The sequence below is a fragment of the Sporanaerobacter sp. PP17-6a genome, from assembly GCF_900095615.1.
Classification (GTDB): Bacteria; Bacillota; Clostridia; order Tissierellales; family Acidilutibacteraceae; genus Acidilutibacter; species Acidilutibacter cellobiosedens.
This window is the reverse complement of the sequence record NZ_FMIF01000002.1, coordinates 1-26,275: the sequence shown is the minus strand read 5'-3', so window position 1 is coordinate 26,275 and position 26,275 is coordinate 1. Positions and strand designations below refer to the sequence as shown.

General features: G+C 31.8%; 34 protein-coding genes. 1 reads left to right on the top strand and 33 read right to left on the bottom strand.

Features of this window, described 5'->3' with window-relative positions:
• Nucleotides 1–26: 26 nt before the first annotated feature.
• The 32 genes from PP176A_RS01195 to PP176A_RS01040 all read right to left on the bottom strand — a co-directional run bounded on the left by PP176A_RS01195 (nt 27) and on the right by PP176A_RS01040 (nt 24,670).
• Complete coding sequence (locus PP176A_RS01195) at nt 27–902, bottom strand: polyprenyl synthetase family protein (RefSeq protein ID WP_071138619.1); 876 nt, start codon at nt 900–902, stop codon at nt 27–29.
• A 3-nt stretch (nt 903–905) separates the two neighbouring features.
• Nucleotides 906–1,142, bottom strand: coding sequence for an exodeoxyribonuclease VII small subunit (gene xseB, locus PP176A_RS01190; RefSeq protein ID WP_071138618.1), 237 nt, complete (start codon nt 1,140–1,142; stop codon nt 906–908).
• On the bottom strand, nt 1,129–2,355 hold the full coding sequence (gene xseA, locus PP176A_RS01185; RefSeq protein WP_071138617.1) for an exodeoxyribonuclease VII large subunit: 1,227 nt from the start codon (nt 2,353–2,355) through the stop codon (nt 1,129–1,131). Before xseA ends, xseB begins: the two co-directional genes overlap by 14 nt.
• Nucleotides 2,356–2,357: 2 nt before the next feature.
• Entirely contained in the window at nt 2,358–3,323 is a 966-nt protein-coding gene (locus tag PP176A_RS01180; protein WP_071138616.1) for a hypothetical protein, read from the bottom strand.
• A complete protein-coding gene (gene nusB / locus PP176A_RS01175) occupies nt 3,324–3,731 on the bottom strand; it encodes a transcription antitermination factor NusB (RefSeq protein WP_071138615.1) in 408 nt (135 codons plus the stop codon).
• A 31-nt stretch (nt 3,732–3,762) separates the two neighbouring features.
• On the bottom strand, nt 3,763–4,002 hold the full coding sequence (locus PP176A_RS01170; RefSeq protein WP_234958743.1) for a DUF2273 domain-containing protein: 240 nt from the start codon (nt 4,000–4,002) through the stop codon (nt 3,763–3,765).
• 20 nt (nt 4,003–4,022) lie between these two features.
• Entirely contained in the window at nt 4,023–4,574 is a 552-nt protein-coding gene (gene amaP / locus PP176A_RS01165; RefSeq protein ID WP_071138614.1) for an alkaline shock response membrane anchor protein AmaP, read from the bottom strand.
• 58 nt (nt 4,575–4,632) lie between these two features.
• Nucleotides 4,633–5,028: an Asp23/Gls24 family envelope stress response protein gene (locus tag PP176A_RS01160; RefSeq protein ID WP_071138914.1), complete on the bottom strand. Its 396-nt coding sequence runs from the start codon at nt 5,026–5,028 to the stop codon at nt 4,633–4,635.
• Between the two features lie 72 nt (nt 5,029–5,100).
• On the bottom strand, nt 5,101–5,733 hold the full coding sequence (locus PP176A_RS01155; protein ID WP_071138613.1) for a SpoIIIAH-like family protein: 633 nt from the start codon (nt 5,731–5,733) through the stop codon (nt 5,101–5,103).
• 13 nt (nt 5,734–5,746) lie between these two features.
• Nucleotides 5,747–6,331: a hypothetical protein gene (locus PP176A_RS01150; protein ID WP_071138612.1), complete on the bottom strand. Its 585-nt coding sequence runs from the start codon at nt 6,329–6,331 to the stop codon at nt 5,747–5,749.
• Nucleotides 6,315–6,986, bottom strand: coding sequence for a stage III sporulation protein AF (spoIIIAF, locus tag PP176A_RS01145; protein WP_071138611.1), 672 nt, complete (start codon nt 6,984–6,986; stop codon nt 6,315–6,317). The genes PP176A_RS01150 and spoIIIAF overlap by 17 nt, the downstream gene beginning before the upstream one ends.
• 8 nt (nt 6,987–6,994) lie before the next feature.
• Nucleotides 6,995–8,179, bottom strand: a complete 1,185-nt coding sequence (gene spoIIIAE / locus PP176A_RS01140; RefSeq protein ID WP_071138610.1) for a stage III sporulation protein AE — start codon at nt 8,177–8,179, stop codon at nt 6,995–6,997.
• Between the two features lie 11 nt (nt 8,180–8,190).
• On the bottom strand, nt 8,191–8,577 hold the full coding sequence (gene spoIIIAD / locus PP176A_RS01135) for a stage III sporulation protein AD (protein WP_071138609.1): 387 nt from the start codon (nt 8,575–8,577) through the stop codon (nt 8,191–8,193).
• 15 nt (nt 8,578–8,592) lie between these two features.
• Nucleotides 8,593–8,790, bottom strand: coding sequence for a stage III sporulation protein AC (spoIIIAC, locus tag PP176A_RS01130; protein WP_071138608.1), 198 nt, complete (start codon nt 8,788–8,790; stop codon nt 8,593–8,595).
• Nucleotides 8,791–8,803: 13 nt separating this feature from the next.
• Nucleotides 8,804–9,328 carry a stage III sporulation protein AB gene (locus PP176A_RS01125; RefSeq protein ID WP_071138607.1) on the bottom strand — a complete coding sequence of 175 codons (525 nt, stop codon included), beginning with the start codon at nt 9,326–9,328 and terminating at the stop codon, nt 8,804–8,806.
• Between the two features lies 1 nt (nt 9,329).
• Nucleotides 9,330–10,319 (bottom strand): stage III sporulation protein AA, encoded by a 990-nt coding sequence (gene spoIIIAA, locus PP176A_RS01120; protein ID WP_071138606.1) that lies wholly within the window; start codon nt 10,317–10,319, stop codon nt 9,330–9,332.
• Nucleotides 10,320–10,444: 125 nt separating this feature from the next.
• Nucleotides 10,445–10,822 (bottom strand): CD1247 N-terminal domain-containing protein, encoded by a 378-nt coding sequence (locus PP176A_RS01115; RefSeq protein ID WP_234958742.1) that lies wholly within the window; start codon nt 10,820–10,822, stop codon nt 10,445–10,447.
• A gap of 41 nt (nt 10,823–10,863) precedes the next feature.
• Nucleotides 10,864–11,421 carry an elongation factor P gene (efp, locus tag PP176A_RS01110; protein ID WP_071138605.1) on the bottom strand — a complete coding sequence of 186 codons (558 nt, stop codon included), beginning with the start codon at nt 11,419–11,421 and terminating at the stop codon, nt 10,864–10,866.
• Between the two features lie 219 nt (nt 11,422–11,640).
• Nucleotides 11,641–11,922: a late competence development ComFB family protein gene (locus PP176A_RS01105; RefSeq protein WP_071138604.1), complete on the bottom strand. Its 282-nt coding sequence runs from the start codon at nt 11,920–11,922 to the stop codon at nt 11,641–11,643.
• Between the two features lies 1 nt (nt 11,923).
• On the bottom strand, nt 11,924–12,964 hold the full coding sequence (locus PP176A_RS01100; protein ID WP_071138603.1) for a hypothetical protein: 1,041 nt from the start codon (nt 12,962–12,964) through the stop codon (nt 11,924–11,926).
• Nucleotides 12,965–12,978: 14 nt separating this feature from the next.
• A complete protein-coding gene (locus tag PP176A_RS01095) occupies nt 12,979–13,563 on the bottom strand; it encodes a prepilin-type N-terminal cleavage/methylation domain-containing protein (protein ID WP_071138602.1) in 585 nt (194 codons plus the stop codon).
• Nucleotides 13,523–13,948 carry a type II secretion system protein gene (locus PP176A_RS01090; RefSeq protein WP_071138601.1) on the bottom strand — a complete coding sequence of 142 codons (426 nt, stop codon included), beginning with the start codon at nt 13,946–13,948 and terminating at the stop codon, nt 13,523–13,525. The genes PP176A_RS01095 and PP176A_RS01090 overlap by 41 nt, the downstream gene beginning before the upstream one ends.
• A 2-nt stretch (nt 13,949–13,950) precedes the next feature.
• Nucleotides 13,951–14,433: a type II secretion system protein gene (locus PP176A_RS01085; protein WP_071138600.1), complete on the bottom strand. Its 483-nt coding sequence runs from the start codon at nt 14,431–14,433 to the stop codon at nt 13,951–13,953.
• A gap of 17 nt (nt 14,434–14,450) precedes the next feature.
• Nucleotides 14,451–16,223, bottom strand: a complete 1,773-nt coding sequence (locus tag PP176A_RS01080) for an S-layer homology domain-containing protein (RefSeq protein ID WP_071138599.1) — start codon at nt 16,221–16,223, stop codon at nt 14,451–14,453.
• A gap of 6 nt (nt 16,224–16,229) precedes the next feature.
• On the bottom strand, nt 16,230–17,666 hold the full coding sequence (locus PP176A_RS01075; protein ID WP_071138598.1) for a LysM peptidoglycan-binding domain-containing protein: 1,437 nt from the start codon (nt 17,664–17,666) through the stop codon (nt 16,230–16,232).
• The gene (locus PP176A_RS01070; RefSeq protein ID WP_071138597.1) at nt 17,635–18,300 is read right to left on the bottom strand and encodes a PilN domain-containing protein; all 666 of its coding nucleotides are present in this window, start codon (nt 18,298–18,300) and stop codon (nt 17,635–17,637) included. The genes PP176A_RS01075 and PP176A_RS01070 overlap by 32 nt, the downstream gene beginning before the upstream one ends.
• A gap of 1 nt (nt 18,301) precedes the next feature.
• Complete coding sequence (pilM, locus tag PP176A_RS01065; protein WP_071138596.1) at nt 18,302–19,372, bottom strand: pilus assembly protein PilM; 1,071 nt, start codon at nt 19,370–19,372, stop codon at nt 18,302–18,304.
• Nucleotides 19,373–19,383: 11 nt separating this feature from the next.
• Nucleotides 19,384–20,151, bottom strand: coding sequence for a prepilin peptidase (locus PP176A_RS01060; protein ID WP_071138595.1), 768 nt, complete (start codon nt 20,149–20,151; stop codon nt 19,384–19,386).
• A 36-nt stretch (nt 20,152–20,187) separates the two neighbouring features.
• Nucleotides 20,188–20,631 carry a type II secretion system protein gene (locus tag PP176A_RS16655; RefSeq protein ID WP_071138594.1) on the bottom strand — a complete coding sequence of 148 codons (444 nt, stop codon included), beginning with the start codon at nt 20,629–20,631 and terminating at the stop codon, nt 20,188–20,190.
• A gap of 81 nt (nt 20,632–20,712) precedes the next feature.
• Entirely contained in the window at nt 20,713–21,918 is a 1,206-nt protein-coding gene (locus PP176A_RS01050) for a type II secretion system F family protein (RefSeq protein WP_071138593.1), read from the bottom strand.
• 12 nt (nt 21,919–21,930) lie between these two features.
• Nucleotides 21,931–22,983, bottom strand: coding sequence for a type IV pilus twitching motility protein PilT (locus PP176A_RS01045; protein WP_071138592.1), 1,053 nt, complete (start codon nt 22,981–22,983; stop codon nt 21,931–21,933).
• 13 nt (nt 22,984–22,996) lie between these two features.
• Nucleotides 22,997–24,670, bottom strand: a complete 1,674-nt coding sequence (locus PP176A_RS01040) for a GspE/PulE family protein (protein ID WP_071138591.1) — start codon at nt 24,668–24,670, stop codon at nt 22,997–22,999.
• 560 nt (nt 24,671–25,230) lie between these two features.
• On the opposite strand from PP176A_RS01040, the gene PP176A_RS01035 reads away from it, so the two are divergent.
• Entirely contained in the window at nt 25,231–25,824 is a 594-nt protein-coding gene (locus PP176A_RS01035; protein WP_071138590.1) for a YhcN/YlaJ family sporulation lipoprotein, read from the top strand.
• Between the two features lie 176 nt (nt 25,825–26,000).
• On the opposite strand, the gene PP176A_RS01030 is transcribed toward PP176A_RS01035, so the two are convergent.
• The coding region (locus PP176A_RS01030; RefSeq protein WP_143037621.1) for a LysM peptidoglycan-binding domain-containing protein at nt 26,001–26,275 on the bottom strand (275 nt) is incomplete at its 5' end.

Here is a 26,275-nt window from a genome sequence, read left to right as displayed (position 1 = left end):
AAATTATATTTTCAATAATAAAATGATTATTTATTCCGCCCAGTTAAATAATATGCAAATTTTTCAAAAAATTTAGCTCTATTTCTGTCCTTATTCACAAAATATTTAACTATATTTATGGCATTATTGTCAAGTTCTTCAATTTCTTTTTTTGCCTCGTCAACGGTATGAAAAGATAAGTAAGTGGTTTTGGAATCATCTTCTCCGCTGTTATAGTCTAATACATCATCTTTAATTTGATAACTTACGCCAATAGCTAACCCGTACTCTTCTAATTTTTTTAATTCTTCTTCACCTGCTCCTCCGATTATTCCTCCGGAAATCAATGAGGCTTGAATTAAAGCGGCAGTTTTATTTTTATACATAAAAAAAAGCTCGTCTCTTTCAATATTCTTTCCTTCCGATAATATATCAACTACCTGTCCTCCTACCATACCGTATATTCCTGAAGCATTTGCTATAACATTCATTGCTCTTACATACCTTCTGTAATCTTCTAATGTATGGCTTTTGTTAATAATATTTTCAGCCATGGTTTCATAGGCAAGATTTAAAAGACCGTCTCCTGCGAGTATTGCCAATGCATCTCCGAAAACTTTATGATTAGTAAGTTTCCCTCTTCTGTAATCATCGTTATCCATTGACGGCAGATCATCATGGATTAATGAATAAGTATGTATCATCTCTATTGCCAATGCAAATGGCATTGCATCTTCATACTCTCCCTTAAAAAGCTCGCAACTTTCTAAAAGCAAAATAGGCCTTAATCTCTTTCCTCCCGTAAACAAACTATATTCCATAGCTTCTACAATCTTTTTCTGATAACTGCATTCTTTAATGACGTTTTTTAATTCTTTGTCTATAACTTCTTTCAAGTTATTCATCTCTTGTAATAAATCCATTAATTAGTCCTCCAAATAAAAATCATTCTCCAAAATATTTCCTTTATCATCTTTTAGTAATACTTTTACATCCCCTTCAACTTTATTTAAAATATCAAAACAATATTTATAAAGTTCTACCCCTCTCTTGAAATTTTCAAAAGATTCTTCTAAGGTCAGATCTTTACTTTCCATTCTATCTACAATATCCTTTAATTCCTGGAGGGCCTTTTCAAAAGACAATTCGTTATTTAAATTCATTTTTAAGTACCCCTTTTTGTATTTTTGCCACTTTTCCTTTTATCATACCATCTTTTAATAAAACATTAAAGTTATCTCCGACTTTTATTTCTTCCACAGATTTTACTACCATTCCTTTATCATCATATATTACTCCATATCCCCTCTTTATAGATGACAAAGGGCTCAAAACATTCAGCTTATGCTTATATAAATCCAACTTGTTTTTTTCTTCCTTATACTTTGCCGTAAATAAAATATTTAAATGTTTAAATATGCCATCCAAATACTGTTTATCATCATTGATGACATTTGCTGGATTAGAATTTTTAAGCCTTTTTCCCATATACTCCATCTGAACAAAATTCCCCTTCATCACAGATAGAAAATTGGATTTTAAACTCTTATAGGAATTCTCCAGATCTTCTTTCAATAAACTCAATTTGGGAACAGCCAATTCTGCACCTGCTGAAGGAGTAGGAGCTCTTAAATCCGAAACAAAATCCGCAATAGTAAAATCTCTTTCATGGCCTACCGCTGAGATGACGGGAGTATTTAAATTATAAATTATTCTTGCAAGGTTTTCATCATTAAAGGAAAACAGTTCCTCATAAGAACCTCCTCCTCTTCCCATAATAATTAAATCAATATCATTCCTTGAATCTAAGTACTTTAATCCTTCTATTACATTTGAAGCTGCATTTTCTCCCTGAACCAAAGACGGATATATTATAATGTCCGCAATGGGAAATCTTCTTTTAATTACATTTAAAATATCCTTTATTGCAGCTCCCGTAGATGAAGTAACTATTCCGATTTTTTTAGGAAAAGCAGGAATAGCTTTCTTATTTTCAATATTAAATAAACCTTCTTTTTCTAATTTTAATTTTAAATTTTCAAAGGCTTCATATAATTCTCCGATTCCGTTTTTTTTGATATTTCTAACATATAACTGATAATCCCCATCTCTTTCATAGACGGATATATATCCTAACGCTATAACTTTCATGCCGTCTTCCAAAGAAAAATTCAAGGATTGATTATCATTCTTAAACATTACACATTTTAGCTTTCCACTTTCATCCTTCAATGAAAAGTACATATGACCGCTGTAGTGATGTTTAAAATTAGAAATTTCCCCTTCTACACACACATTGCAAAGTATCGGGTCCCCTTGAAAAAGTCTTTTTATATAAAAATTTATTTCACTTACCTTTAAAGGTTTTATATCCATATTTATATCTCCCAAACATGACCCTTTTTTATTCTCCCAAGGTTTGCCATTCCTACTCCGTTATCAGTACATATATCGGTATTGGGAAAATAACATTCAATATCATTATAATTTAAGCCTTTTAGAAGTTCATCCCTGATTATTGAATTAGATGAAACGCCTCCAATAAACAAAATATATTTTACATCGTATAAATAGGAGGCTTCTAAAACAATTCTAATAATAAATTGTGAAATACAATAGAACAGGGTATTAGCAATATCTTCCCTATAATATATATTCTCGCCGTAAATTTTTTTAAAATAATTTTCCATTCCGGAAAAATTGGCCCATGTGCCATGAGTACTCATCGGTAACTTAAGATTTATCCTCTTTCCTTTTTGAGAAATATAATCCAATTCCCTCCCACAAGGAAACCTAATTCCCATTGCCACTCCTATTCTATCGATAAGTTGTCCTATATTTAAGTCTTTTGTCCCACCAATTATATTAATATCAAAATTATCTTTCTCATTGTCAATTAATAACAATTCGGTAGTTCCGCCTGACAGGTGAAAGGCAAGAAATCTTTTTTCATCTTCTAAAGGACTATTTAACATTCCCGAACTTATATGCCCTTCCTGATGGCTAAACTGTTTTAAAGGTTTCTTCAATATGGAAGAAAGAATAAATGCCTGTCCTTTTCCTACTTGAAATACAGGCATGTATGAATCCTTAACTGTTCTTGGAGCTACACTTACGGATATAGTATTAATATTTCCCGGATCAATTATATTTGAAAGCTTATCGATCATTAGAGGTAAATTTTTCATATGCTGAAAAATTGCATCTTGTTGTCTCAACCCAACTTGATTTTTCTTCACTTCAAGTATTTTTCTTAAATCAATCAACGTGTTTCCTCCAGCGTCAATAGCAGCCAAAGATGTAGTATAATTACTGGTATCAATTCCAACATAATATTTATCCATTTATCTATTCTCCATTGTTCGAACGAAATTTCCCAGCATTCCGTTAATAAATTTTGAAGATTCTTCTGTACTATACTTTTTGGCAATTTCTATCGCTTCATTTATACATACTTCTATAGGTATATCCTCCCTGTATAAAAGTTCGTATATGGCGATTCTTAAGATGGACAAATCCACCTTCGCAAGTCTGCTTATTTTCCACCCTCTGATATTTTGAGAAATATTCTTGTCAATAGTATCCAAATTCTTTAAAATAGTAACTGCCGAAGAAGAAATGTACTCTTTCTCTTCTTTATTAAGTTCTCCGTTTTCTATAAAATCTTTTACACTGCTCTCAGAATAATCATTGTTCATATCCATTTGATATAATAACTTCATCGTTTCTTCCCTTGCCAATTTCCTTCCCATTATGATCCTCCTTTAGCAGAAACATTATATACTATTGCTTATTTTTACCTTGCGGAAGAAATTTATCCAAAAAGTGCTTTAAAGCCTCCATTTTGTCGGTTTTACCTCCTAAATAGCAGCCTATGCAAATACACAATACTATAAACAAAGTTTTAAAAAATCCCACTGTAAGTATAAAAATTCCAATCAAAAAACCTATTATCCCGCCTATAGTTTTTCCTCGGTTAGTATTCAAAATATTTACGATATTATCTAATATCTCTTTAAACACTTTTTAAACACCCCTGCTCTTTATTTTACTACTCTTGATGCAGTTGTAACATTGGATATTTCTATTTTTACTTCATTTACAGGAACACCTGTACATTCCTCAATATGTTCCTTAACTTTTTTTTGAAGTTCTTCGGACATTTGGGGAATATTTATTTCGGAAGAAACTTCCCCCTTAAGTCTGACTGACAAATTTCCTTCTGATATATCAACAGTATTTTTAACATTTCTGATTCCGCTAAATTTATCTGCAACGCTTTGTACTAATCCTTCTATTGTTTGAGATGAAATCTTCACTTCTCCCACATTATTATATTTTATAATATAAGCTTCTTTTTCGCCGCCATTTTCTCTTCCCTTAACTACCAAAAGAAAAAACCTTATACTTGCCAACAAAAAAGCAACGCCAATAACGGAAAAAACAAATTCTCCCTTCATGTTTTGCAAATATACATTCAGGTTTTCATCCGACAGGAACCATATATTATCAAAGGGAAATAATATAAGGACAATAGACAGTATCCCAATGCAAAATGTATAAATTGCCAACATCAATTTATCCAGCATATTCATAATATTACCTCCTTAAAAGTATTTAAATTTACCCTCTGTACGATCAGAGGGTAAATTTTTACTTTACTCTTGGTTCTTCCTCTAATTTAGGTTCTTTAGGAATATTTACCCCCTGTACATTTACATTTACTTCCACTACGTTCAATCCGGTCATAGTCTCAACAGTTTCTTTTACATTTTCCTGTACTTGTTTTGCTACTTCTCCAATCTTTGAACCATATTCCACTATTAAAAAAAGATCTATTGCCGTTTCTTTATCTCCAACTTCAACTTTAACACCCTTAGACAAATTTTTCATCCCGAGTATTTCAGTTATTCCGCCTGTTATTCCTCCGCTCATTCCGGCAACTCCCTTAACTTCCGTTGCTGCTAAACCTGCTATTATAGCTACTACCTCATTAGCAATCCTAACATTTCCATATTCGCTTTTTTCTTTATCATTAATTTCTGCCATAATATCCACCTCCATAAATTTTAATCTCCTCCAGTATATTATACCAAATGTGCATTAGTTTTACAAACTATTCTATGCCTTTTTCATTATTTTTATCTTATCTGAATCCAGATTTGTCTCACTTTTAATTATTTCCAATATTTTTACCACATCCTGCTCAGTCAGTTCCTTTGCAGATACTACAACCTTTGCACTGTCCTCCTTTAAAAATACCAAAGCATCATCAAACCCCTTTGCTTTAATCAGTCCTTCTATATATAATTCATTTTCCGATAAAGCTCCTATTCTCATAATTTCTTTTTGAGCTTCATCTCTTGTTTCGGCCTTTGTTTTTTCATTATTTACAATATCATTCAATTTATCAATTAATCCTGCTCTCATTTTATCTCTGGATAATCTGTACTCCACAAAATAATTACTTTTTTGGGCACTTACTTCTTCCGTAAGGGACTCCTCGATATTCTTATTGGTGTCTTCAATTAAATCTGCCGGATTTTCGCTTTCCACAACCTGAACCTTTTCTTCACTTATTGTTTGAAGAGAGTTTTTTTCATTTTCTTCTGCGAGTTTTTCCTCTTCATATTTCTGATATTCATTAGAAGATTTAATTGCTGATTTCTGAGTTAAATAATGATTTAAATATCCCGCCAATACCAACAGCACAACTAAAATAGTAATAAATGCAGGTTTTTTCACTGAAAACATTAATATCACCCTCCTAATTACTTGAATATACATCTACCTTACTGCCTGAAATTCCCAAAACGGTTTTTACCGCTTCATATAATTTTTCCTTTACCACAGCATCATCCGCTCCTTGGGCCACAACTATTACTCCGTTAACTTCCGGATTTATCTCCTTCAACGTTATAAATGAATCTTCATTTTCTTTTGTAACTATTTCGTAAACCGTATCCTCTTTAAGTGTTTCCCTAACTCCCCCTTGGGAATCCTTTTCACTTGTATTTTCTTGATTCTTGGTCGTATTTACTGCAGGTACTTTTTCCGTAGTATTTTGTAATGTAATCATGACATTTACCTCTCCTGCTCCTTTTATTTGGCTTAAGATGTTTTCTAATTTTCTTTCCAATATTGTCACGTAATCCTCCGTGGAATCTCCTTTCGATTTATCTGTCGTATCCGTTTCCCCTAAATTATAATTTCCTTTATTTTTACTGTCAGTAAACATACTTACTGTTATCAATATCATTACTCCAATAATTAGTATAATGATGAGTTTAGTTATATATTCTTTATTTCCCATTTTTTCTAACTCATCTTTTATTTTATTTAGTAATTTCATTTTCATCACCTGCCAATTTAGTATTTTTATATAAAACGATATTCTCATAAGGTACATTAAAATTTTCGGATATTACATCCTTAATATCTTTATTATCTATTATTTCTCTATTTGTAGAAGAGGGCTTTTGATTTTTACTAACTGTTATCTCTTCAATGTCATCAATTTTTATATTCTTTTTTTCACCCTCTTCTTCCTTTTTTTCTTCTTTAGCTTCTTTTATGTCCATTTCTATTTTTTTGATATTCCCGTAATCCTCCCTTTCTTCATCTTCTTGAAGCTCTATTTTAATGTCCGAAACGCTATAGTTTGTATTGGAACTTATAATTTCTTCAATTTCTCTTTTTAACTTATTTTTATATGCAGTTATCACCTGTTCTTTTTGAGCTGCCAACAAATCATCATTTTCTTTATAGCTTATATTCATGGTTTCAACAGAACTTGTAAGTAAAGATTTGTCGATATCTATATCCTTGTTCTTATTTAAAAGCTTTATGATAGGGCTCATAATTGCTATAATTACTAAGATTCCTATTACCATATCCAAAAATCTTTTCATGTTTCCGCTGGGAAGAATAATCTCAAGGAATGATATTAATATAAATAAAATCACTATATTTACAGCCCAGTCTTTTAAAAAACTTATATATTCCACTTTTCCACCTACCTTAACATCAAAGTAGCATTTCCTGCCTCTATAATAATAGTTATGGTTATAAAAAACATGGTTGCTACAGAAAGTATCGATGCTAATATTAAAGTCAAAGACTTACTTACCTCATTTAAACATTCAATTTCTTTCTGACCTGATATTGGTTCGATAATAGCTATTGTCAATTTATATAAAAATATTATGGAAATTATCTTCATGACCGGTATTATACATATTAAAAATAATGCAAATAACCCTATTACGCCTACCGCATTCTTAAGTATTGCAGAACATCCTACCACAGTTTCCACAGCATCCGAAAGAAATTTCCCTATTATTGGTATGAATTTATCTACCGCAAATTTAGCAGTCCTTATAGTTACACCATCAACCTTGGAAGCTACCCCATACATTGATATAACTCCTATAAAAACCGTTAATGCAATGCCAATTATCGTTACTGCAGCACCTCTTATAAGCTCAGCCAATCTTCCGAACTGAATTTTGTCCGATATTTTGCTTAACAAACCTATAATAAATGAAAAGAATATCAGCGGAAATATTATTCCTCTTATCACAGTTCCTACTATATTTACAGTCCCAATTATCAAGGGATTAAACATTACACTTGTGGTGGTTCCCCCAACTGCTATTAGCAAGCCCAACATGGGAGGAAGCATAATTTCCATGAAATTTACCATGTTATCTACCGCTTCCTTGCCTATAGATAATGATATGCTGAAGCTTCGTATCAGTATTATTGAAATAACCATATAAGAAACAAAATAAGCAAGTTTACTGACATTATTTGTTTCAAAAGAACTTTGAAGATTAGTAAGGATGCCCGATATTATCACTATAGATAATATATTTATTAGAATTGTAATATTTGCTAAGACCTCCTTTAAAAAAATCTTCAATATACCTATAAGAATCGACTTGCCATCTATTCGGTTTTCTCCCTTTATCATAGATAATATAAATTCTTTAAGGCTGATTTTGGGAAAATAATCATAAGTGGTTTTATCCAAATTATCAAGAAAATTTTCTATTCCGCTTAAATTCAATTTGTCAAACTGTTCTTCAATTAAACTTTTATTTTCCTCGTGTATTTCATCTTCAACCTCACTACAGAAACTTATTTGAGGGATTAGCAACAATAAAAATATTAAAAATAAACTTTTGTTTTTTTTCATAAAATCCACCTTTAAGGAAAAATTTTTATAATCATATCCATAAGAGCTATAAATATGGGCATTGATATAACCATTATTATTACTTTTCCTCCCAGTTCAATTTTATTTGCAATATTTTCTTCTCCGGCATCTTTAGAAATCTGAGCTCCAAATTCAACTACGTAAGATATTCCTATGATTTTTAAAATTGTTGTAAAATATGCAAAATCCACATTCGCTCTTTGGGCTAAATTACTTAATACTTGTACAACATTAAAAAGTTTGTCAATAACCATGGAAAATATAATAATACCTGTAGCTACACTTACAAGTAATGCATATTCAGGTCTTATACCTTTAAGTACTACTATTATTACTGTAGCTATAAGGCCTATTCCTACAATTCTGAATATATCCATAACCCCACTTCCCAGCTAATAAAGTTGAAATAAAGATTTTACATTTTCAAATAATTTGCTTATTAAATTTATAACTACTCCCAATACTATTATTACTCCAGCTAAAGTCGCTAAATAAGCATATTCTTCTTTCCCCGCTCTCTCCAATAATGTATGGAGTACTGCAGATAAAATTCCAATACTTGCTATTTTAAATATCAAATCCACATTCATGCTTTTCTCTCCCTTACAACAATATAATTACTAGAGCTACTCCAAACAGTAATCCTAAATTTTTATAAACCTTCTCGTTTTTTTCCTTTTCTTCTCTTGCTTCTTCTTCCAAATTTCCTATTTCCATAAATATAAGTTTAAAATTCTTTTCCTGATCACTTCTGTCGGAATTACCCAACATTCTTCCTAAAGATAAAAATACTTCTACATCTTCTTTTTTGAACAACAGTTCTTCCTTCAATACATCTTCAACACTTAAAAAGCCATCCAACAGATTGGCATTTTTATTTTGAAATAAATAATCTCTTATATATTTAAATATGAATGAAAATTTCTTATTTCCTTTGTTATATATATTTAAGAATGCTTCAGGAATAGGATTTGCTCCATATATAATTTCAGTCTCCAACAATCTTATGCAATTCTTCATATGTAGGATATTATTGAGTCTGTCTGAATATTTTTTCCCATAAATATATCCTATTAATGAAGAAGAAGTAACTATTAAAAGACTTCCTATAATCCTTAAAATAATCATATTAATATTTCTCCCGATTAAGAACTGAATTAAAAGAATATCCTTCAACTATGTCCCTTACAGTGCCTACGCCCTTAGAATTATCCAAAAATATTATCCTTTCAAATATCTTTTCTTCGATTATCCAGCTTAAACTTTTCTTAGACAGCAGGTCTTCTATATCTTTACCATGAACGGTCGATATCAATTTGACTCCTGCCTTTAATGCTTCATGAACGGCATTGATGTCCTTATAATCTCCCAATTCGTCTGTAGCCACAACTTGAGGTGACATAGCCCTGATAAGGATCGTAATACCGTCACTTTTCAAACAACCGTCCAGTATATCGGTTCTGATTCCCAAATCATTCTGGGCAACTCCATTGTACACTCCTCCTATTTCAGATCTTTCGTCTACCAATCCTACTTTTAACCCTCTAAAATCGTACTCTTTCATTCCGTTACTGATATTTCTTATCATGTCTCTCAATAAAGTGGTCTTTCCACATTGAGGAGGAGAAACGATAAGAGTATTAAAAATTGAATCCGGAGGAATTATTATAAATTTCATTATATTATCGGATATACCTTTCTTTTCTCTGCCGATTCTCATATTAAGAGAAGATATATCCCTGATACTTTCTATTCCCTTTATCCCATAAACAGTTTTTCCTGCTATTCCTACCCTATGTCCTCCCTTCAAAGTTATAAATCCACTTCTCATTTCTTCTTCAAAGGCATATACGGAATATCTGCTTATGAGCTGAAAAGTTCTGACCAAATCCTCATGGGTTGTAATCAGTGCGCCTTTTTCTTTTTTAGATACAGACCCTTCATTCATTAAAAAATATTCTGTTCCTCCTCCAAATATCATAAGAGGTTTTTCTTTTCTAAGCCGAATTTCTTCTGCATTTTTTTTTATATAATCTGGAACTTTCCATAATTTCTTACTCAACTCTGGTGAAATATATTCTAAAATACTGTTAAAAGTTTCCGTTCCGTTCTTATCCATAACATGTCCCTCCTTTTTATATATAAATATGACTTTTAAAAAAGAATATGCTATGAATTTAATCAAAAAAAATAAAACTCTGAAATAGGGCCCTATTTCAGAGTTTTATTTTTTTTGATTAAATCTTATTCTTCATCGTCAAAGTTTTTATCATGACTATATAAGCCATTTCCATCTTCTTCCTCTTCGTCATCTTCATCGTCATCTTCATTATCATATTCAAAATCGTCATAATCTTCATCATCATAATCTTCATCATAATCTTCGTCGTCAGATCCGAATATTCTTTCTTCTACATCTGCCAAATCCTCATCCATATAATCTACATATTCTTCCAAATCCGACTGGTCATCATTCAATTCACTGATTGCATCGGCAAACTCTTCTAACGCATCAATTATATGTAGAATCATTTTGCCCTCTTTTGACCCTGCTTCAATCTCCATCCCTTCGGCTAATCCCTTTAGATAAGATACCTTTGCATATAAATGTTCCATTTTCATTTTGACCCCTCCTTATATTTTTTTCTTAATATTATTGTTTCCTAAGCTCTTGATAAATACTCTCCTGTTCTTGTATCAATTTTAATTTTATCCCCTTCATTTACAAATAAAGGCACTAATACAGTGGCTCCTGTTTCCAGAGTAGCAGGCTTATTGGCACCTGTTGCGGTATCTCCCTTTAATCCCGGCTCTGTATGAGTTACAACAAGTTCCACAAAATTCGGCGGAAGAACTTCAAAAGGCTTTCCCTGATAAAATCTTATTGTAGCACTATCATTTTCCTTAATATAAGTTATGGCTTCTTCTACTTGATCTTTATTTAATGGAATCTGTTCATAACTTTCGTTATCCATAAAATAATATAATTCTCCATCATTATATAAATACTGCATTTCCTTAGTTTCAATATGGGCCTTAGGAAATTTATCATTTGGATTAAATGCAATTTCTTTTATTGCACCTGTCATAACGCTTTTAATTTTTGTCCTTACAAAAGCCGCACCTTTACCTGGCTTAACATGCTGAAAGTCAATAACTTGATATACATCTCCGTCCATTTCAAATGTTACGCCCTTTCTGAATTCACTTGCAGAAATCATAAAAAAACCTCCTATTAAAAATTTCATCTCCTGAATAATTTAGTACTTCTAATTTTATCGAGCAATATATAATTATCTCACTATATGGAGCAATAAATAGTTTTAATTAATAGTTAAAAAAATAATTATATCATTTTAATTATAACAACTCCTAACAATTCCTACAAGATTAAAATTTATGCTATATTAATTATTTCCTATATTTAATAAAAATATTTTTTACCTCTCCATATCCGTATGATGAGGAGAATCTTTAACTATTTGTATTGCCTTTTCTACCTCCTTAACCAAATCCGCTTCAAACTGAAAATTCATAATATCCAGCCTCTCATATATCTCTCCCATCTTTGTAACTACATACTTAGGCGGTAAATTATTTAACGATATTGCTTCAATATCGAGTCTGCACTTTTCGCAACTACACACATCTTTTCTTTTCTTTAGCAATTTATCTATTATATATTCCACTTCGTCTTCCATTAAATTATGTAATTTTATCATTTTATCTTTTCTCCTTAATAGCTATTAATTTAGGATTTATATAATTATCAATATAAATTCCAAATTTTCTGATTAACCTCTTATCAAAGCTAAACTCTATTCTTTCTGACAAATCATCTATTTGTCCCTTATATTCATTTAAAAAAGTTATTCCACTAACAGATGGTTTCCCCAATGAATTACATACTATTTCCCCTCCGTCAATCATTAAAATGCCCTCTATATTTATTTGATCATTAATAATTAAATTTCCCTGAACATATAATATCCCTTTGACCTTTTTGTCCTTATCAGAAAAATCATTTAAAATACTCACAAAAGGCTGTATTCCTTTCTCTCTTTTAACAACCAAAAATAATTCTTCCGAATTCAAAACAAACCTTTCATGGGGAAATCTTTCTTTTGGTCTGTACAACTCAACGGACACCTTTTGCCCATCCTCACTAAAAACAACATCTATTCTTTCATTTCCAATTGAATTAATCACTACTTTATTATCTACAATCAGATGATCAAATTCTCTTATTGTCTCTGATAAAAAAGCATTAAATTCTTCTTTTTCTTCTTCCTCAAAAAGATCTTCCCTAAGAATCGGAAATCCCATTTCATAAAAAGAATTTAAAATATTAAAATATCCTTCTATATTTTTTTTTGAGTTTATATATATGCTGTTTGTGTTGAGACAACCTCTTAATTTATCGTCTTTCTCAGATATTTTCATGGTTACGTAAGGATTGTCATTTTGAATCAGCAAATCCTCTTCAGCGATCTTTATCCTGTTTCCTTTAGGAAAATTACCCTCTCTTCCAAAAATCAAATAATGTTTAATCCTCGGAAGAATTTCTTCTTTATAATACCTTTCATCATTCAAACATAAATAAATCTTGCCTTCTCCTGAATAAAAACATTGATCCGCTTGAATTGCAGAATTAACAATCATTCTTTCCAAATAAGAAAGATATAAAAGAAAAATTCCCATAAACATTAGTATTGCCATTACAAATAACGAAATTATCGTTATATAACCTTTATTCTCAGACAATTTCACACCTCAAATCAATAATCCCTCAGGCATCTTATAAAGATATCAGTTTCTAACAATAAATCATCGTTAATCTCTCCGTCGAATATAAAGGAAAGCCGAATTATACTTCTTTCAAAGTCTACATAGGTATCAGTTGATTTTATATGCTGGCAAATTGAATTATGGCCTCCTTCTTTAAATCTCTTTCCATGAGGATATTCATTTCCTCCGCTAACCGACAGACGTATAATTTCTTTGGTTTCTTCCTTATGATAATATGTAATATATTTATATTCTTCCTTGTCATCAGCATCAATGATCCTTTGAATCACAAACCCCATATTATTCTTTATTATTCTGTTCAGGTCGGGAATTTTCTCTGATGATATAATTTTATCCCCATCTTTAATTTCTCCTTCAATATAATCCATGAGATACCTTCCGTTTAAATACATATCATCCAATTCTTCAACTTTCCTATTCATCTTTGCATAATGATTTAAAACATAACTTAAAGTTAAAATAATGACAGAACATATACATAAAGAAAACACAACCTCGATAAGAGTAAATCCTTTATTCCCTTTTCTTGATAATATATGATTTATATTCCACATCCTTAACTTTTCTCCCATTATGAGAAATCAGCACTCTAATCTTCCACAGGACTCCTTCTTCTTTATAAATACGGATTGTAAAGGGATATTTATTCTTCTCAGAACCAGAGGGAAGAAATATTTCGGCATTTCCCTCGGGTTTAAATTTATCCATTATATTATCAAGGCTTTCATCTAAAATAAAAAAATCGGAACCTAATTTATAATCATAACTTTTAATATTCTCTATGACTGTTTCCCCATAATATTTCATTTTCATTTTATGTTCCAATAAAGAAAAATTGTATAATGCATTATTTAATATGGGAAGAACAAAGACGGCTACAATTCCCAATATGAATAATCCCAAAAGAATTTCTATAAGGAAAAAACCTTTTCTTTTCATATTTACCTTTCTTTTCTTTCTATATTGATCTTTCCTGTTACAGGTTGAATTGTAATCTCAAAAATTTCTTCTCTCCGGTTTTTTAATCCGATTGTTCCTCCCTGAGAGGGTGAACCCGTAGGGTTAAATATTATCTGGTTGTCATGAAAATTTTGTCTGTATAACAATAAACCACTCTCAAAATAAACTCTTTTTATCAATTCCTTTTTCATTTCTTCTTTATATAAAGAATAGCAATTCTCCTTTGTGTCAAGCCTTACAATATACATCTTTCCTTCCGTTATTGATTTGTTCCTGCAATAAATTAAATCCCTTTTAAAAGTGTTTATTTCGGCTCTTTCTCTTATTCTTAAGGCGGTCTCCCATTTAGGCAGAGCAATGAACAAGATCAGAGAAAATATGGCAATAACTATTATCAGCTCAATAAAAGTAAATCCCTTCTTGAGAAATTTTCTTTTTATAGTATCTATTTCTACAAAAAACATAAATTTCCTTCTTCTTTTCAATATTTTTCTTCATTGATAATATTAAGCATATATACAACTTCTCCCCGTGATATATAGCTTTTCATACTATTGTAACTCTTAGAACGGGTATCTTTAATATAAAGAATTTTATCGGCGATATTTCTCCATTTAAAACCGTCGGTATTCATAAGTTTCTTCATTATATTATCAATTTCCTCATAAGTAATAAAATTATTTGGCCTGAAAGTATCGTCATTGTAGCCTCCTATATACCCTTTATCCAAGGCATAGCCGATAACTTTCTCATATCCCTTCATGGAATTTGCATCTTTAAACTTTTCTATATTTTCAACATCATCAGGAAGATGCCAATCATATACTCTGCTCAATATAATTAAAAACTCTCCCCTTCTTATGGGGTTGTCCGGTTTAAATGTATTGTCGGAATATCCGAAAACATATCTTCTTTTAATATATGTTGTAATTTCATCTCTTGCCCAGTGTCCCCTTATATCATATAAACCGGAAAAATTTTTATCTACCAGTACCCTGAATATTCCTCCTTCTCCCTTTATAGAAGATGGAGAAACCAGAGCGGAAATACTGTCTTCCTCAATATTGCTTGGAATATAAATCCAATTATTATCGATAAGTTTGTATATTCCTCCCTTTTCATCCCCGTAATATTCAAAGGATATTTTCACTTTACTATTATCATTAAAAACTCCAGATTCATTGTTTAATCCTATATTTACTATTTCAGACCCCTTAATCATATTATCGGGAAGTGAAAAATTTCCTCTCGGGTTTGTATTGATGTTTAATATACTGTCTTCATAAAAAGTTCCTTTTTCTATTTTAACATTTATCTTTCCGTTATCGCTTTTTACTTCTTCTCCCTTTGCAGAAATAAGCTTAGTCAAGGAACTCTGAGATAAATTCTGATTTTCCTCTGTCTGATAAGATTTTGCATATCCTTCATTAAAGCCGTCTCTGTACCCGTCTATAAACCCATCAATATATTTCTCATTTTCCATCTTCAAGTTAAAATTCTGTATAATGCTTAAATCAGAAACATAATGATCATTCGGATCATCGGCATATCCCATATAATAATCAAAAGTCCCTGCCTGTTCTCCGTTTCTCATTCCTATTTCTTTTCCGTAATCATATGAATTCTCATAAAATATTTTTACATTATTCAGATTAGCCTCTCTGTAGCTTTCCTCATATTTCTCTTTAAAAAATGTTCTGAAATCATTTATAAAAGCACTCCTGTAAGAACTACTGTCCAAAGATAAATTAAACATTGATATGATAACTGAATTTGATGGAAGAGATTGATAATAATTATTCTTCTTGCCTAAATAATAATCCCTTATACCATATATTTTCCCCAAAAGTTCTCCCATGTCTTTTCCATCTGTATTATCTGCATTTTGACTATCCGAGCTTTTGTCGGTTTTTTTGTCTGGTTTAAGTATTTCTTCATATCCAACCTGAAATCCTTCATAGTATCCCTGGGAAAAGTACAGAAAATACTCATCATTCTCATCTTCCAGAATATTTTTAAACTTTGTCTTTAAGCTTGCAGCAGAAGGCAAATATTTATAATATTCATCATCTATTTTCTTCAATTTATTTTCCAGAGCTTTTTCCCGTCCGTCGGCAATTCCCCTTTCATATCCTTTTGTCCTTGCCTCGGTATAATTTTCTTCGTCAGCAGAATCTCCATAAGAAATCCCGTTAAATAAGAATATAAATAAAATAAAAAATACTGCCACCAAAATGCTTTTCTTATTCTTCATCACTTTTCACCTTCCATCCTGTACCGGAAGTACCAATATTTTTCCCGGAATCAAATCCTGATCCCCGGATATTTCATTATATTTAAGTATATCATTCTTCCTGTTTCTGTTGCTATGTGTTTTATCACATATCTTATCTAAAGTATCTCCCTTTTCCACCACATAAAATATAAAGGTGTTTTTATCTTCGGATGCACTTTGCCCTTGGTTTAAAGGGTAATTCGCTTCCAATTCATCTATAAGTATTACTCCGTAATCATTCTTGTTTTCATTTAATTCCACGTATATCCTGTCAATCTTTAAAGGATAAACTTTTAAATCGGAAGGAGGCTTAGCTTCAACATATTTCCATCCTGTCCACCCTATGCCGTTGGAAATATTCGTATATATTTTTTCTCCGTCCTGAGTTGAAAATCTGATTCCCACCGTGACGGGAGAATATCCGTAAGAATAAACCCACATCCCGACAGAATCGGGAGGATAATCAATCTTGATATTTTCATCGGTTAAATCCACAAAAGCTCTGTTTTCCTTTTCCAATCCCAAAATATTGTACTCCAGTCTTAAAGAGTATTTTCCTTCTTTGGAATTGCTGGATTTGGATATTCTTCCCCCGATATCAACGTGGGAAGGCATAAAATATATTTCTCCGTCATCAAAGCTTTCTAAAAGTTTTTTATTAGCTTTCTGTTCTCCGCTTTCTTCTTGGCTTCCGTATGTATAGCTGCTATTCCCGGAAATTCCGGAAGAATTTTCTGTGTTTTCTAAAGAGTCGGAAAGATCCTCAGAATTTTTGATTTTCTCATAATTAAAATCTGATTTAAAGGGATCTTCTTTATAACTGTTTTTAGGTTCTTCCATATAAACAAAATCTTTATTTTCATCATCATTTCCCTCTATACTGTAAGCCCTCAAAAAAATATCCCCCTTTACCGCATCATCATCTGCTCTGTCAATTGTAAGCCCTGTAATAACCAGCTTTTTAGAACTTGTCCCTATATTTTTCAAAATCTCCATAAGTCCGTCATAATATCCTTCATAGGGAAGGGATATGTCAACATAATCAAAGGTAATACCTTCAATTTTTTCTTTAGAATAAGGGCTAAAGGAAATATCATTTATTCTAACCTCAGAATTTTCGATCATATTGTTAAGCATATATAAAATCTGTGCTTGATCTAAAGACGGAAAATATTTTCTGTATATATCATCTTTATTTTCTTTCAGCGTTATCAATTCCTTTTCCGTTTTATCTTCTCTTCTGAATATTCCATTTCTCCTATCCAATATATCAGTATATTCGTCCTTTGTTGAATTCAACATAAAAATTTTATCTCTTTGGGGAAAAACAAAAAATTTTAACATTCCCCAAAATACTATTAAAAAAACCAATATAGATAAAAGTATTCTTTCATTCTCCGTCAGGCTTATTTTGAAGTTCATCTTGGGAATTTTCCTCGCCGGAACTGTCCTTATGAGATTCCCTCTTTGTTCCTTCCGTACTTTTTTCCCCATCACTATTTTTCACACCTTCAAATTGAATATTTAATGTAAAATTATAATAACTTTCCCGTGAAGATATATCTGATATAAATATACTTTTAAAATCCTTTATTTCATTTAAGCCACGTTCAAAATCCGCAATCAGATATCTGTTCTTTGAATTTCCCGATATCTCAATGGAAGAAGGATTAATATTTATTGAAGTGAGAAAAAGATTGTCCGGCATCTTGTCCGTAATTTTTTCTAATATAGCATTATCTATTTTATCCATTGAAGTAATCTTTTCATCGGCTTTATTTAATCCCGTAACAATTTCTTCTTGACTTTTAAGCTCTTTTTCCTTATTTTCCGTGTACTTAACCTCTTCTTTAGCTCCTTCATCTTCCACTTTTTCTTTCAGAAGAAGTGTTTCCCTATTTAGTTTTCTAACCCTAATGGCATTTGAAACGGAATATATTGCAGTAACAATTATAACTAATGTTATGGAAAAATAAAAAATTATTTCCTTATTGATTGTATTAGTTCTTTCATTTTTCTTTTCAATATAAGGCTCAAAAAAATTTAAATCTCTCATATCACTTCTCTCCCGACAACCGTATTATTAACCCGATACAATTAATGTACTTATTCAATTCTTCATTTATAAACACCTTATTCAAACTATTTATTCTTGCCGAAGGAATACTGTAATAATTAGAAAAGATATTTTCTATCCCAGATATTTGAGAGTATCCTCCATATATAAATATCATATCGATTTTGTTTCCCGTCTCCCTCGAAGTATAATATTTAAATACTTCTTCAATCTTCTCAAGTATGCTTTCAATTGAAGTTTTCATTATATTTTTCAGCCTGTTATCATCGGAATATTCATTATCAATATCCCTTATTTCTCCCATAGTCTCTTTTTTTTCATTCAATTCTTCTCTTCCTATTCCAAGGAAATTCATCATATTATTATCTACATATCTGCCGCCTTTTTCTACTATTCTGCTTACCTGAATAATTCCATTCTTAACTATAGTTACATTTGTGGAGTCAAATCCTGTATCAATAAGGGCAATAGTACCTGCCCTCGTGTTATAAACGTTATTTGCTCTGTCTGAAAAATTAATTGCCTTGACAGCAGAATTCGACTGATAATCCAATACAGCCGGCCTTAAATTCAACTCCTTTATGAGATTTAAATGCTGTTCGACAATTTCCTTGGGAATTGCAATCATAAGTATATTCTTCTTTTTACCTTCTTCATCTTCAACAACTTTAATATCCTTATGCTGTATAATATAATCTTCACAATCCCTGGGAAGGTACTCGTCAGCCTGATATTTCAAAATACCGTCTATTTCCTCTCCCGATACGTTAGGAAGAATTACTTCTCTTGATATGATATCAGAACTCTTAATCGTAATATATGTTTGTCTATCCTTAATCTTATTATGTTCCATTCCTTCTTTCAAGAGATAGCATATAAGCTCCTTATCCTTTATATATCCGTTTTCATAAGCTCCCTCGGGAGTAGAAACTGAAAAACATTTTGATATATATATTCCCTTCGGTGTTTCTCTTCCTTCTACAATTTTCATTTCATAAGCACCTATATCCATAGAAATAATATTTTTATTGATCAAAGATAAAAATTTCAAAAAAATTCCTCCTAATTATTTCCCCAAAAAATATTTATATACCACAAAAGCAGTTTATCTCCCCAAAGAGATGTTATGAGAAACCCCATACATATAAAAGGTCCGAAGGGGATTGAATCCTTTCTTCCCTTCTTTTTTAAAGCTATAAGCATCAATGATATAATTGCACCTATAATAAAAGATAAAAATATATTCAAAAATACCATTTTAAGACCTAAAACAAATCCCAATGCTCCGATTAATTTAATATCCCCTCCGCCCATTCCTCCTTTGGACAGAACGGATATAGTCAGGAAAAATAACCCTCCTACCAATAGGCCTAAAATACTATTGAACCATTGAGGAGATACGCTGTAAAATATATAAAGAGATATTTTATATATTATAGAAAAAATAAGGATTAAAAAAATAAATCTGTCGGGTATAATGCCGCTATAACAGTCAATAGAGCTTAATACAATTAAGACACCGCAAAGAGCTCCATAATATATGAATTCCGCAGACAATCCGTATTTATGATAAAATATCAGATACATAACTCCGTTTAGAAATTCTATAAGGGGATACTGCAAAGAAATTTTTCCCCTACAGTATCCGCATCTGCCCTTTTGAAATATAAAACTAAGTATGGGTATATTATTATACCATTTAAGAGGATGCCCGCATGTGGGACAATGAGAACCCGGAAAAACCACGGATTCTCCCTTTGGTATACGATAAACGCATACATTTAAAAATGAACCTATTATTGTGCCGAAAATAAATATAATTAAAGGCATGTTTTTTTCTCCTTTAAAAACTTTGATTAACAGATATTATTCAGCAGGAGCTTCTTCATCAAGTACAATTTCTCCGTCATCATTTAATTTAGCATAGCCGGGCTCGACTTTGATTTTATCTTCCTCTACAGTAACTGTGTAAGTATCCGGATCGATTTCTTTTTTTACCGATTCCGGAACTTCCGGCCACTCCTGAAGATAATCTTTCCACCCTACAGCACCTTCTTCATCCGTTTCTTCAGTATCCTTTGTCCAACCGCCTTCGGGCAGAGCTTCATCATCGGTTATCGCCAAATTTGCCGCACCTTCCAAAGTCTTTACATTGGCATTGTGAGCAGCTACCGCTGCATTCCTCCTTGATTTTGTGTATCTGGGCACTGCTATTGCCGCCAAAATTCCAAGTATCGCTATAACTACCACCAGCTCGATTAATGTAAATCCTCTTTTTTGTCTCATCTTTTTGACAAAATAATTAAACATTCTTTCTTCCCCCTTATTAAAATTATTAAAATTTTATTTATATAAAAAGCTGTACTACTTTTTTATATCACCCCCTACAAATTACATCTTTATTGTATTAACCATGTCAAACATCGGCATTGCCATAGCTATAACTATGAATCCCACTATCAATGCCATAAAAACTATAAGCAAAGGCTCAAGCATTGTAGTCATCCTCTGGAGGGATGTTTCCACCTCTTCATCATAAAAATCCGCTGTTTTATCGAGTATCTCATCAATAGACCCGGATTCCTCTCCTACTTTAATCATTGAAACTACCATAGGAGAAAAAATATTTGTGTCATCTATGGTTTGAGACAAAGGTATACCTTTTTTTATGTTTTCCTTTACAATTTCAAATTTATCGGATATAACACTGTTTTCCAATACCTTTTCCACCACATCCAACGACTGAATAAGAGGTATGCCGCTGGACATAAGAGTCGACAAAGTCCTTGCGAATCTCGAAGTAATCACCTTAATATTGAAGTCCTTAATTATCGGAAGCCTGATTTTCAATCCGTCAAAAAATAATTTCCCAGAAACAGTCTTCTTATAGGCATTCAACGATCCTACAGCCAAACCGATTATCAATATATACAAATACCAAAAATTCTTTATGCTGTTACTTATGCTCAGTAAAATTCTTGTAGGCAAAGGAAGAAGAGCACCATTACTTTCAAACATTCCTATAAATGTAGGCATGACTACCACAATAAGAAATATTACAACTCCTATAGTTACTATACTTAAAACAGCGGGATATATAAAAGCATTTTTAATCTTATTCTCAATTTTATTTTCTTTTTCATAATGAGAAGCCATTCTTTCCATTATCGTATCTAAATTACCGCTTACTTCCCCGGCCTCTACCATATTTATCAAAAGAGACGGAAATATCTTCTCTTCTTTTTTCATAGCTTCAGATATGCTTAAACCTTCCTGCACATTTTCACAAACAGAATTTAGCCCTAACCTTAATTTTTTATTTTCGGTTTGAATGCTTAATATATCCAAACATTTCACAATACTTATTCCCGAATTGAACATTGTATAAAACTGCCTGCAAAATACTCCCATGTCCTTTTTGGAAATCTTCTTGGGAAAAGAAATATTTCTATTTTCGTTAACCTTTTTTTCTTCAACGGACACGGGATAATATTTTTTGTCTTTAAGCATTGCTACCACATCATTAGAACTTTCTGCTTCATATACTCCTTCTATAGGCTGCCCCGTCTTTGATACCGCTCTATATTTAAACCACATATTCACACCATCCTATTTTAAATACCTTTTAATAACATCAGGAAATACAGATTGGCTCAATACGGTTTCCTCGGATATCTTTCCCTTATTGAAAAGTTTCAACATGGAATTATCCATGGTTTGCATCCCATATTTGCTCCCTGTCTGTATCGCCGTATCTATTTGGTGAGTCTTTTCTTCTCTTATTAAATTCCTGATAGCGGGAGTGGCAACCATTATCTCAAAGGCTGCAATTCTCCCTTTCCCGTCAATCATCGGAAGAAGCTGCTGAGATATTATTCCCTGTATTACGGAAGAAAGCTGAATTCTCACTTGCTGCTGCTGATAAGAAGGAAATACGTCTATTATTCTGTCTATGGTACTGGCTGCTCCTATAGTATGAAGAGTAGAAAGAACCAAATGCCCTGTTTCTGCAGCCGTCAGCGCAATACTCATGGTTTCAAGATCTCTCATCTCACCTACAAGTATTACATCGGGGTCCTGCCTTAAAGCAGCTCTCAATGCATTGGCAAAGGATAAGGAGTCACTTCCTATTTCTCTTTGATTGACTATGCTTTTATCATGCTTATGAAGATACTCTATGGGATCCTCTAAAGTTAATATATGGTATTTTTTCTTATGGTTTATCAAATCCACCATGGAAGCAAGAGTTGTAGATTTACCACTTCCTGTAGGTCCCGTAACTAATATAAGGCCTCTGGGCAGCATGGATAAATCCTTTGCAATTGGAGGAATCCCCAATTCATCCATAGTGGGTATTGTCAAAGGAATTATTCTTAGAGCCATTCCAAAGCTTCCTCTCTGTTTAAAAACGTTAATCCTAAACCTTCCTACGCCTGAACTTGAAAAGGATATATCAAGTTCTCCTTTTTCCTCAAGAATTTTAAATTTATCTTCGGATAAAATTTCTTTGACCAAATATTCCGTATCCTTCGGAGTAAAAATATTTTCCCCATAATTTTGAAGAATACCGTTAATCCTAAATACAGGAGGAACTCCAACGGTTATATGAATATCCGATGCTTTTAATTTTATTCCCATTTTTATTAAATCCGAAATCTCCATATCTGCCTCCTAATTATAAAGTGTATCCTACCTTCAAAGCTTCCTCCATAGTTATAGTGCCACTTTCCACTAACCGTACTGCGTTTTGAAACAGAGTTTTCATACCCTTTTCAATCGCTAAATTCTTAATATAATCGGCACTCTCTCTTCTGTCAATACCTCTCCTTATATCCTCGTCTATGGGCATTACCTCATGGACAGCTGTTCTCCCTTTATATCCTTTATTACATAAATTGCACATATTAGGCTTGTAAAAGACCATGTCCTTTTCCGTATCCAATCCCAGAATCTTTTTTTCTCTATAACTTGTCTCGTAAGGTGTCTTACAAAAAGGACATAATTTTTTTATCAGTCTTTGAGAAATTATCCCGATAACTGCCGAAGAAACCAAATATGGTTCAATTCCCATATCAACAAGCCTTGTTATAGAAGATGCAGTATCATTGGTATGAAGGGTTGAAAAAACCAAATGCCCCGTTATAGCTGCTCTTACAGCCATTTTCGCCGTCTCGCCGTCTCGTATCTCTCCCAACATAATAATATCCGGATCCTGCCTTAATATGGATCTGAGTCCGTTGGCAAATGTAAGCCCTGCTTTATTATTGACCTGAACTTGATTTATTCCGCTAAACTTATATTCCACGGGATCCTCCACCGTTATAATGTTCTTTTCTATGGAATTAAGCTCACTAAGTATAGTATAAAGAGTAGTCGTTTTTCCGCTGCCTGTAGGACCGGTAACTAAAATCATTCCATAAGGCTGATTAAGAATATTTTCAAATGATATAAAATCTTCTTCAGTAAAGCCTAAATCCTTCTTAGTAAATAAAAAACTTCCTCTATCCAAAATCCTTAAAACTATTTTTTCTCCGTAAATTGTGGGAAGAGTAGAAATACGCAAATCAATATCTCTTCCGTCCACATTAATTTCAACTCTTCCGTCTTGAGGAATTCTTCTTTCCGCAATATTCATCTTCCCCATTATTTTTATTCTGGTAATTATAGCAGAAATGGTGTTTCTAGATAAATTCATTATTTCCTGTAAATCTCCGTCTATACGAAACCTCACTCTGACATTATCGTTAAAGGGTTCGATATGTACATCACTGGCTCTCATGTTAACAGCCTGTGCTATCATAGAGTTTAAAAGCTTTACAACGGGAGCACTATTTATCTCCTCTTGGTTTTCCTCGATTGTTTCATCATTTGGAATATAATTTTCTTTAAACTCTTCAAGTACTCTCTTTGTTCTTTCTTTTTCATAATATTTATCTATTGCCCTTTCAATATCCTTTTTTGTAGAGATTACAGGTTGTACATTAAATCCAGTGGTCAATCTAACATCATCAATTGCAAATATATTAAGAGGATCCGCCATCGCTACAATCAGATAATCATTTTTCTTATCTACTGCAATTAGATCATACCTTCTGGCTAAATTTTCCGGTATCAGCCTTGATACTTCCGAATTTATTAAATATCTGTCCAAGTCTACATGAGGTATACCCAGTTGAAATTCTAACACCTCTATAATGTCTTTCTCACTTACCCAACCTTTTTCCACTAAAATTTCTCCAATTTTTTTATCGCTGTTTTTCTGTTCTGAAATTGCTTCATTTAATTGCTCTTTTGTTATCTTCCCTACATACAAAAGCAAATCACCAAGTTTTGCATTATTTCCCTTCATAATTCTCCCTTCAATTTTTTCATTTATTATCTATGATTATACAAAAGATTTTATGTTTTTTCAATATTTCATAAATATTTTGGTATTATATAGCTAATCTACTTTTTATTTAATAATTTTAAATTAAACAGCGTTTTTTTGTAACTTAAAGTCAAATTTTCATTTATAAACCATAGGAAAGCTGCATTTACATCATTAGATATCTTTCATTAAATAGGATTTAAAAATCCTTTTTTATAGTATACAGAAGGATCATATTCCCATTAATTTATATTTTCCGTTAAATGGGTTTCAAAAAAGGCTTCATTATTATTAATTTTTAATTAAAGCCTTTTTTATATTTTGATTTTATGAAAAAATTTGTTGCCTAATTGTTTTTTATTTTATTGGATATTAATATTTATCAATTATGATAAAATTTTTTATGATATTATTTTTCTTTCCAAAGATATGTTTATTTTCATTTTCTGTTTTTCTCAATCCATTATTAAGTATATTGATTATAAACTGTCTTAATAAAAAAAATATAAAATGAGAAAATAATAAAAGGAGGTGATTAGTTGAAAAAAAATAATAAATTAATTCTTATTTTAACTGCTTCGATATTATCAGTCTCAATGGCCGGCTGTGGAACCAAAACTTCCCAAAGGCCAAACAGCAGAGTAGAAACAAGGATTGGTAATCAGGCTCAAAGAAGAACTCCAAATGTTATGCCGAGAAGTAATGTTCCAAGACTTGAATCAAACTTAAATAACAACTCTGGAATTGATAATAATGGGAATACGAATTTAAACACAAATAATAATGGAAATATGACTCAAGGTTCTTACCAAAGAGCACAAAATATTGCTCGTAGAGTTGCAGCATTAAATGACGTAAATAGTGCAACAGCAGTAATAACAGGAAATACTGCCTTAGTCGGAGTAGATTTGAAGGGAACAACTAATGATAATCTTACAACGAATATACGAAATAAAGTTGAAACCGCAGTTAAAGAAGCCGATAAAAATATAACAACGGTAAATGTAACAACTAATCCTGACTTATATTCAAGAATTAGTACTATAGCAAGAAACATAAGTAACGGAAGACCTATGAATGATTTTGCAAATGATATACAAGACATATTAAGGAAAATGAATTTGAACAGATAGTAAAAGACGGTGAAGGCAAAATATAATATATCTAAAAGCTCAAAAATCTAAATTATTAAATTTTTGAGCTTTCTTTATATTAATAAAGTAAATTTTGAAACCCATTTGATGTCAAGTTCTGTCAAGGTAAATTATGACTTTACTGTGGGTTATAAATAATTGTTCAAATTATAATATTAAGTTGGTATGCATATCACTTGACCTATTTGCAAATTATTCGGGTTAATCCCCGGATTGGCATTTATGATAGCCTGAACGCCTACATTAAATCTTTGGCCAAGAGCAAACAAGGTATCTCCTGATCTTATTGTGTATAGAAATCCGTTCGGACATGAAGGTGTAGGTCCTACCATAGTTGGTATGCATATCACCTGACCTATTTGTAAATTATTCGGGTTAATCCCTGGATTAGCGTTTATAATAGCCTGAACGCTTACATTAAATCTTTGGC

Coding starts and splice junctions, on each gene's coding strand:
- PP176A_RS01195 (WP_071138619.1), bottom strand. CDS start 902: ATGGATTTATTACAAGAGATGAATAACTTGAAAGAAGTTATAGACAAA.
- xseB (WP_071138618.1), bottom strand. CDS start 1,142: ATGAATTTAAATAACGAATTGTCTTTTGAAAAGGCCCTCCAGGAATTA.
- xseA (WP_071138617.1), bottom strand. CDS start 2,355: ATGGATATAAAACCTTTAAAGGTAAGTGAAATAAATTTTTATATAAAA.
- PP176A_RS01180 (WP_071138616.1), bottom strand. CDS start 3,323: ATGGATAAATATTATGTTGGAATTGATACCAGTAATTATACTACATCT.
- nusB (WP_071138615.1), bottom strand. CDS start 3,731: ATGGGAAGGAAATTGGCAAGGGAAGAAACGATGAAGTTATTATATCAA.
- amaP (WP_071138614.1), bottom strand. CDS start 4,574: ATGAATATGCTGGATAAATTGATGTTGGCAATTTATACATTTTGCATT.
- PP176A_RS01160 (WP_071138914.1), bottom strand. CDS start 5,028: ATGGCAGAAATTAATGATAAAGAAAAAAGCGAATATGGAAATGTTAGG.
- PP176A_RS01155 (WP_071138613.1), bottom strand. CDS start 5,733: ATGTTTTCAGTGAAAAAACCTGCATTTATTACTATTTTAGTTGTGCTG.
- PP176A_RS01150 (WP_071138612.1), bottom strand. CDS start 6,331: ATGAAATTACTAAATAAAATAAAAGATGAGTTAGAAAAAATGGGAAAT.
- spoIIIAE (WP_071138610.1), bottom strand. CDS start 8,179: ATGAAAAAAAACAAAAGTTTATTTTTAATATTTTTATTGTTGCTAATC.
- spoIIIAD (WP_071138609.1), bottom strand. CDS start 8,577: ATGGATATATTCAGAATTGTAGGAATAGGCCTTATAGCTACAGTAATA.
- spoIIIAC (WP_071138608.1), bottom strand. CDS start 8,790: ATGAATGTGGATTTGATATTTAAAATAGCAAGTATTGGAATTTTATCT.
- PP176A_RS01125 (WP_071138607.1), bottom strand. CDS start 9,328: ATGATTATTTTAAGGATTATAGGAAGTCTTTTAATAGTTACTTCTTCT.
- spoIIIAA (WP_071138606.1), bottom strand. CDS start 10,319: ATGGATAAGAACGGAACGGAAACTTTTAACAGTATTTTAGAATATATT.
- PP176A_RS01115 (WP_234958742.1), bottom strand. CDS start 10,822: ATGAAAATGGAACATTTATATGCAAAGGTATCTTATCTAAAGGGATTA.
- efp (WP_071138605.1), bottom strand. CDS start 11,421: ATGATTTCTGCAAGTGAATTCAGAAAGGGCGTAACATTTGAAATGGAC.
- PP176A_RS01105 (WP_071138604.1), bottom strand. CDS start 11,922: ATGATAAAATTACATAATTTAATGGAAGACGAAGTGGAATATATAATA.
- PP176A_RS01095 (WP_071138602.1), bottom strand. CDS start 13,563: ATGTGGAATATAAATCATATATTATCAAGAAAAGGGAATAAAGGATTT.
- PP176A_RS01090 (WP_071138601.1), bottom strand. CDS start 13,948: ATGAAAAGAAAAGGTTTTTTCCTTATAGAAATTCTTTTGGGATTATTC.
- PP176A_RS01085 (WP_071138600.1), bottom strand. CDS start 14,433: ATGTTTTTTGTAGAAATAGATACTATAAAAAGAAAATTTCTCAAGAAG.
- PP176A_RS01080 (WP_071138599.1), bottom strand. CDS start 16,223: ATGAAGAATAAGAAAAGCATTTTGGTGGCAGTATTTTTTATTTTATTT.
- PP176A_RS01075 (WP_071138598.1), bottom strand. CDS start 17,666: ATGAACTTCAAAATAAGCCTGACGGAGAATGAAAGAATACTTTTATCT.
- PP176A_RS01070 (WP_071138597.1), bottom strand. CDS start 18,300: ATGAGAGATTTAAATTTTTTTGAGCCTTATATTGAAAAGAAAAATGAA.
- PP176A_RS01060 (WP_071138595.1), bottom strand. CDS start 20,151: ATGCCTTTAATTATATTTATTTTCGGCACAATAATAGGTTCATTTTTA.
- PP176A_RS16655 (WP_071138594.1), bottom strand. CDS start 20,631: ATGTTTAATTATTTTGTCAAAAAGATGAGACAAAAAAGAGGATTTACA.
- PP176A_RS01050 (WP_071138593.1), bottom strand. CDS start 21,918: ATGTGGTTTAAATATAGAGCGGTATCAAAGACGGGGCAGCCTATAGAA.
- PP176A_RS01045 (WP_071138592.1), bottom strand. CDS start 22,983: ATGGAGATTTCGGATTTAATAAAAATGGGAATAAAATTAAAAGCATCG.
- PP176A_RS01040 (WP_071138591.1), bottom strand. CDS start 24,670: ATGAAGGGAAATAATGCAAAACTTGGTGATTTGCTTTTGTATGTAGGG.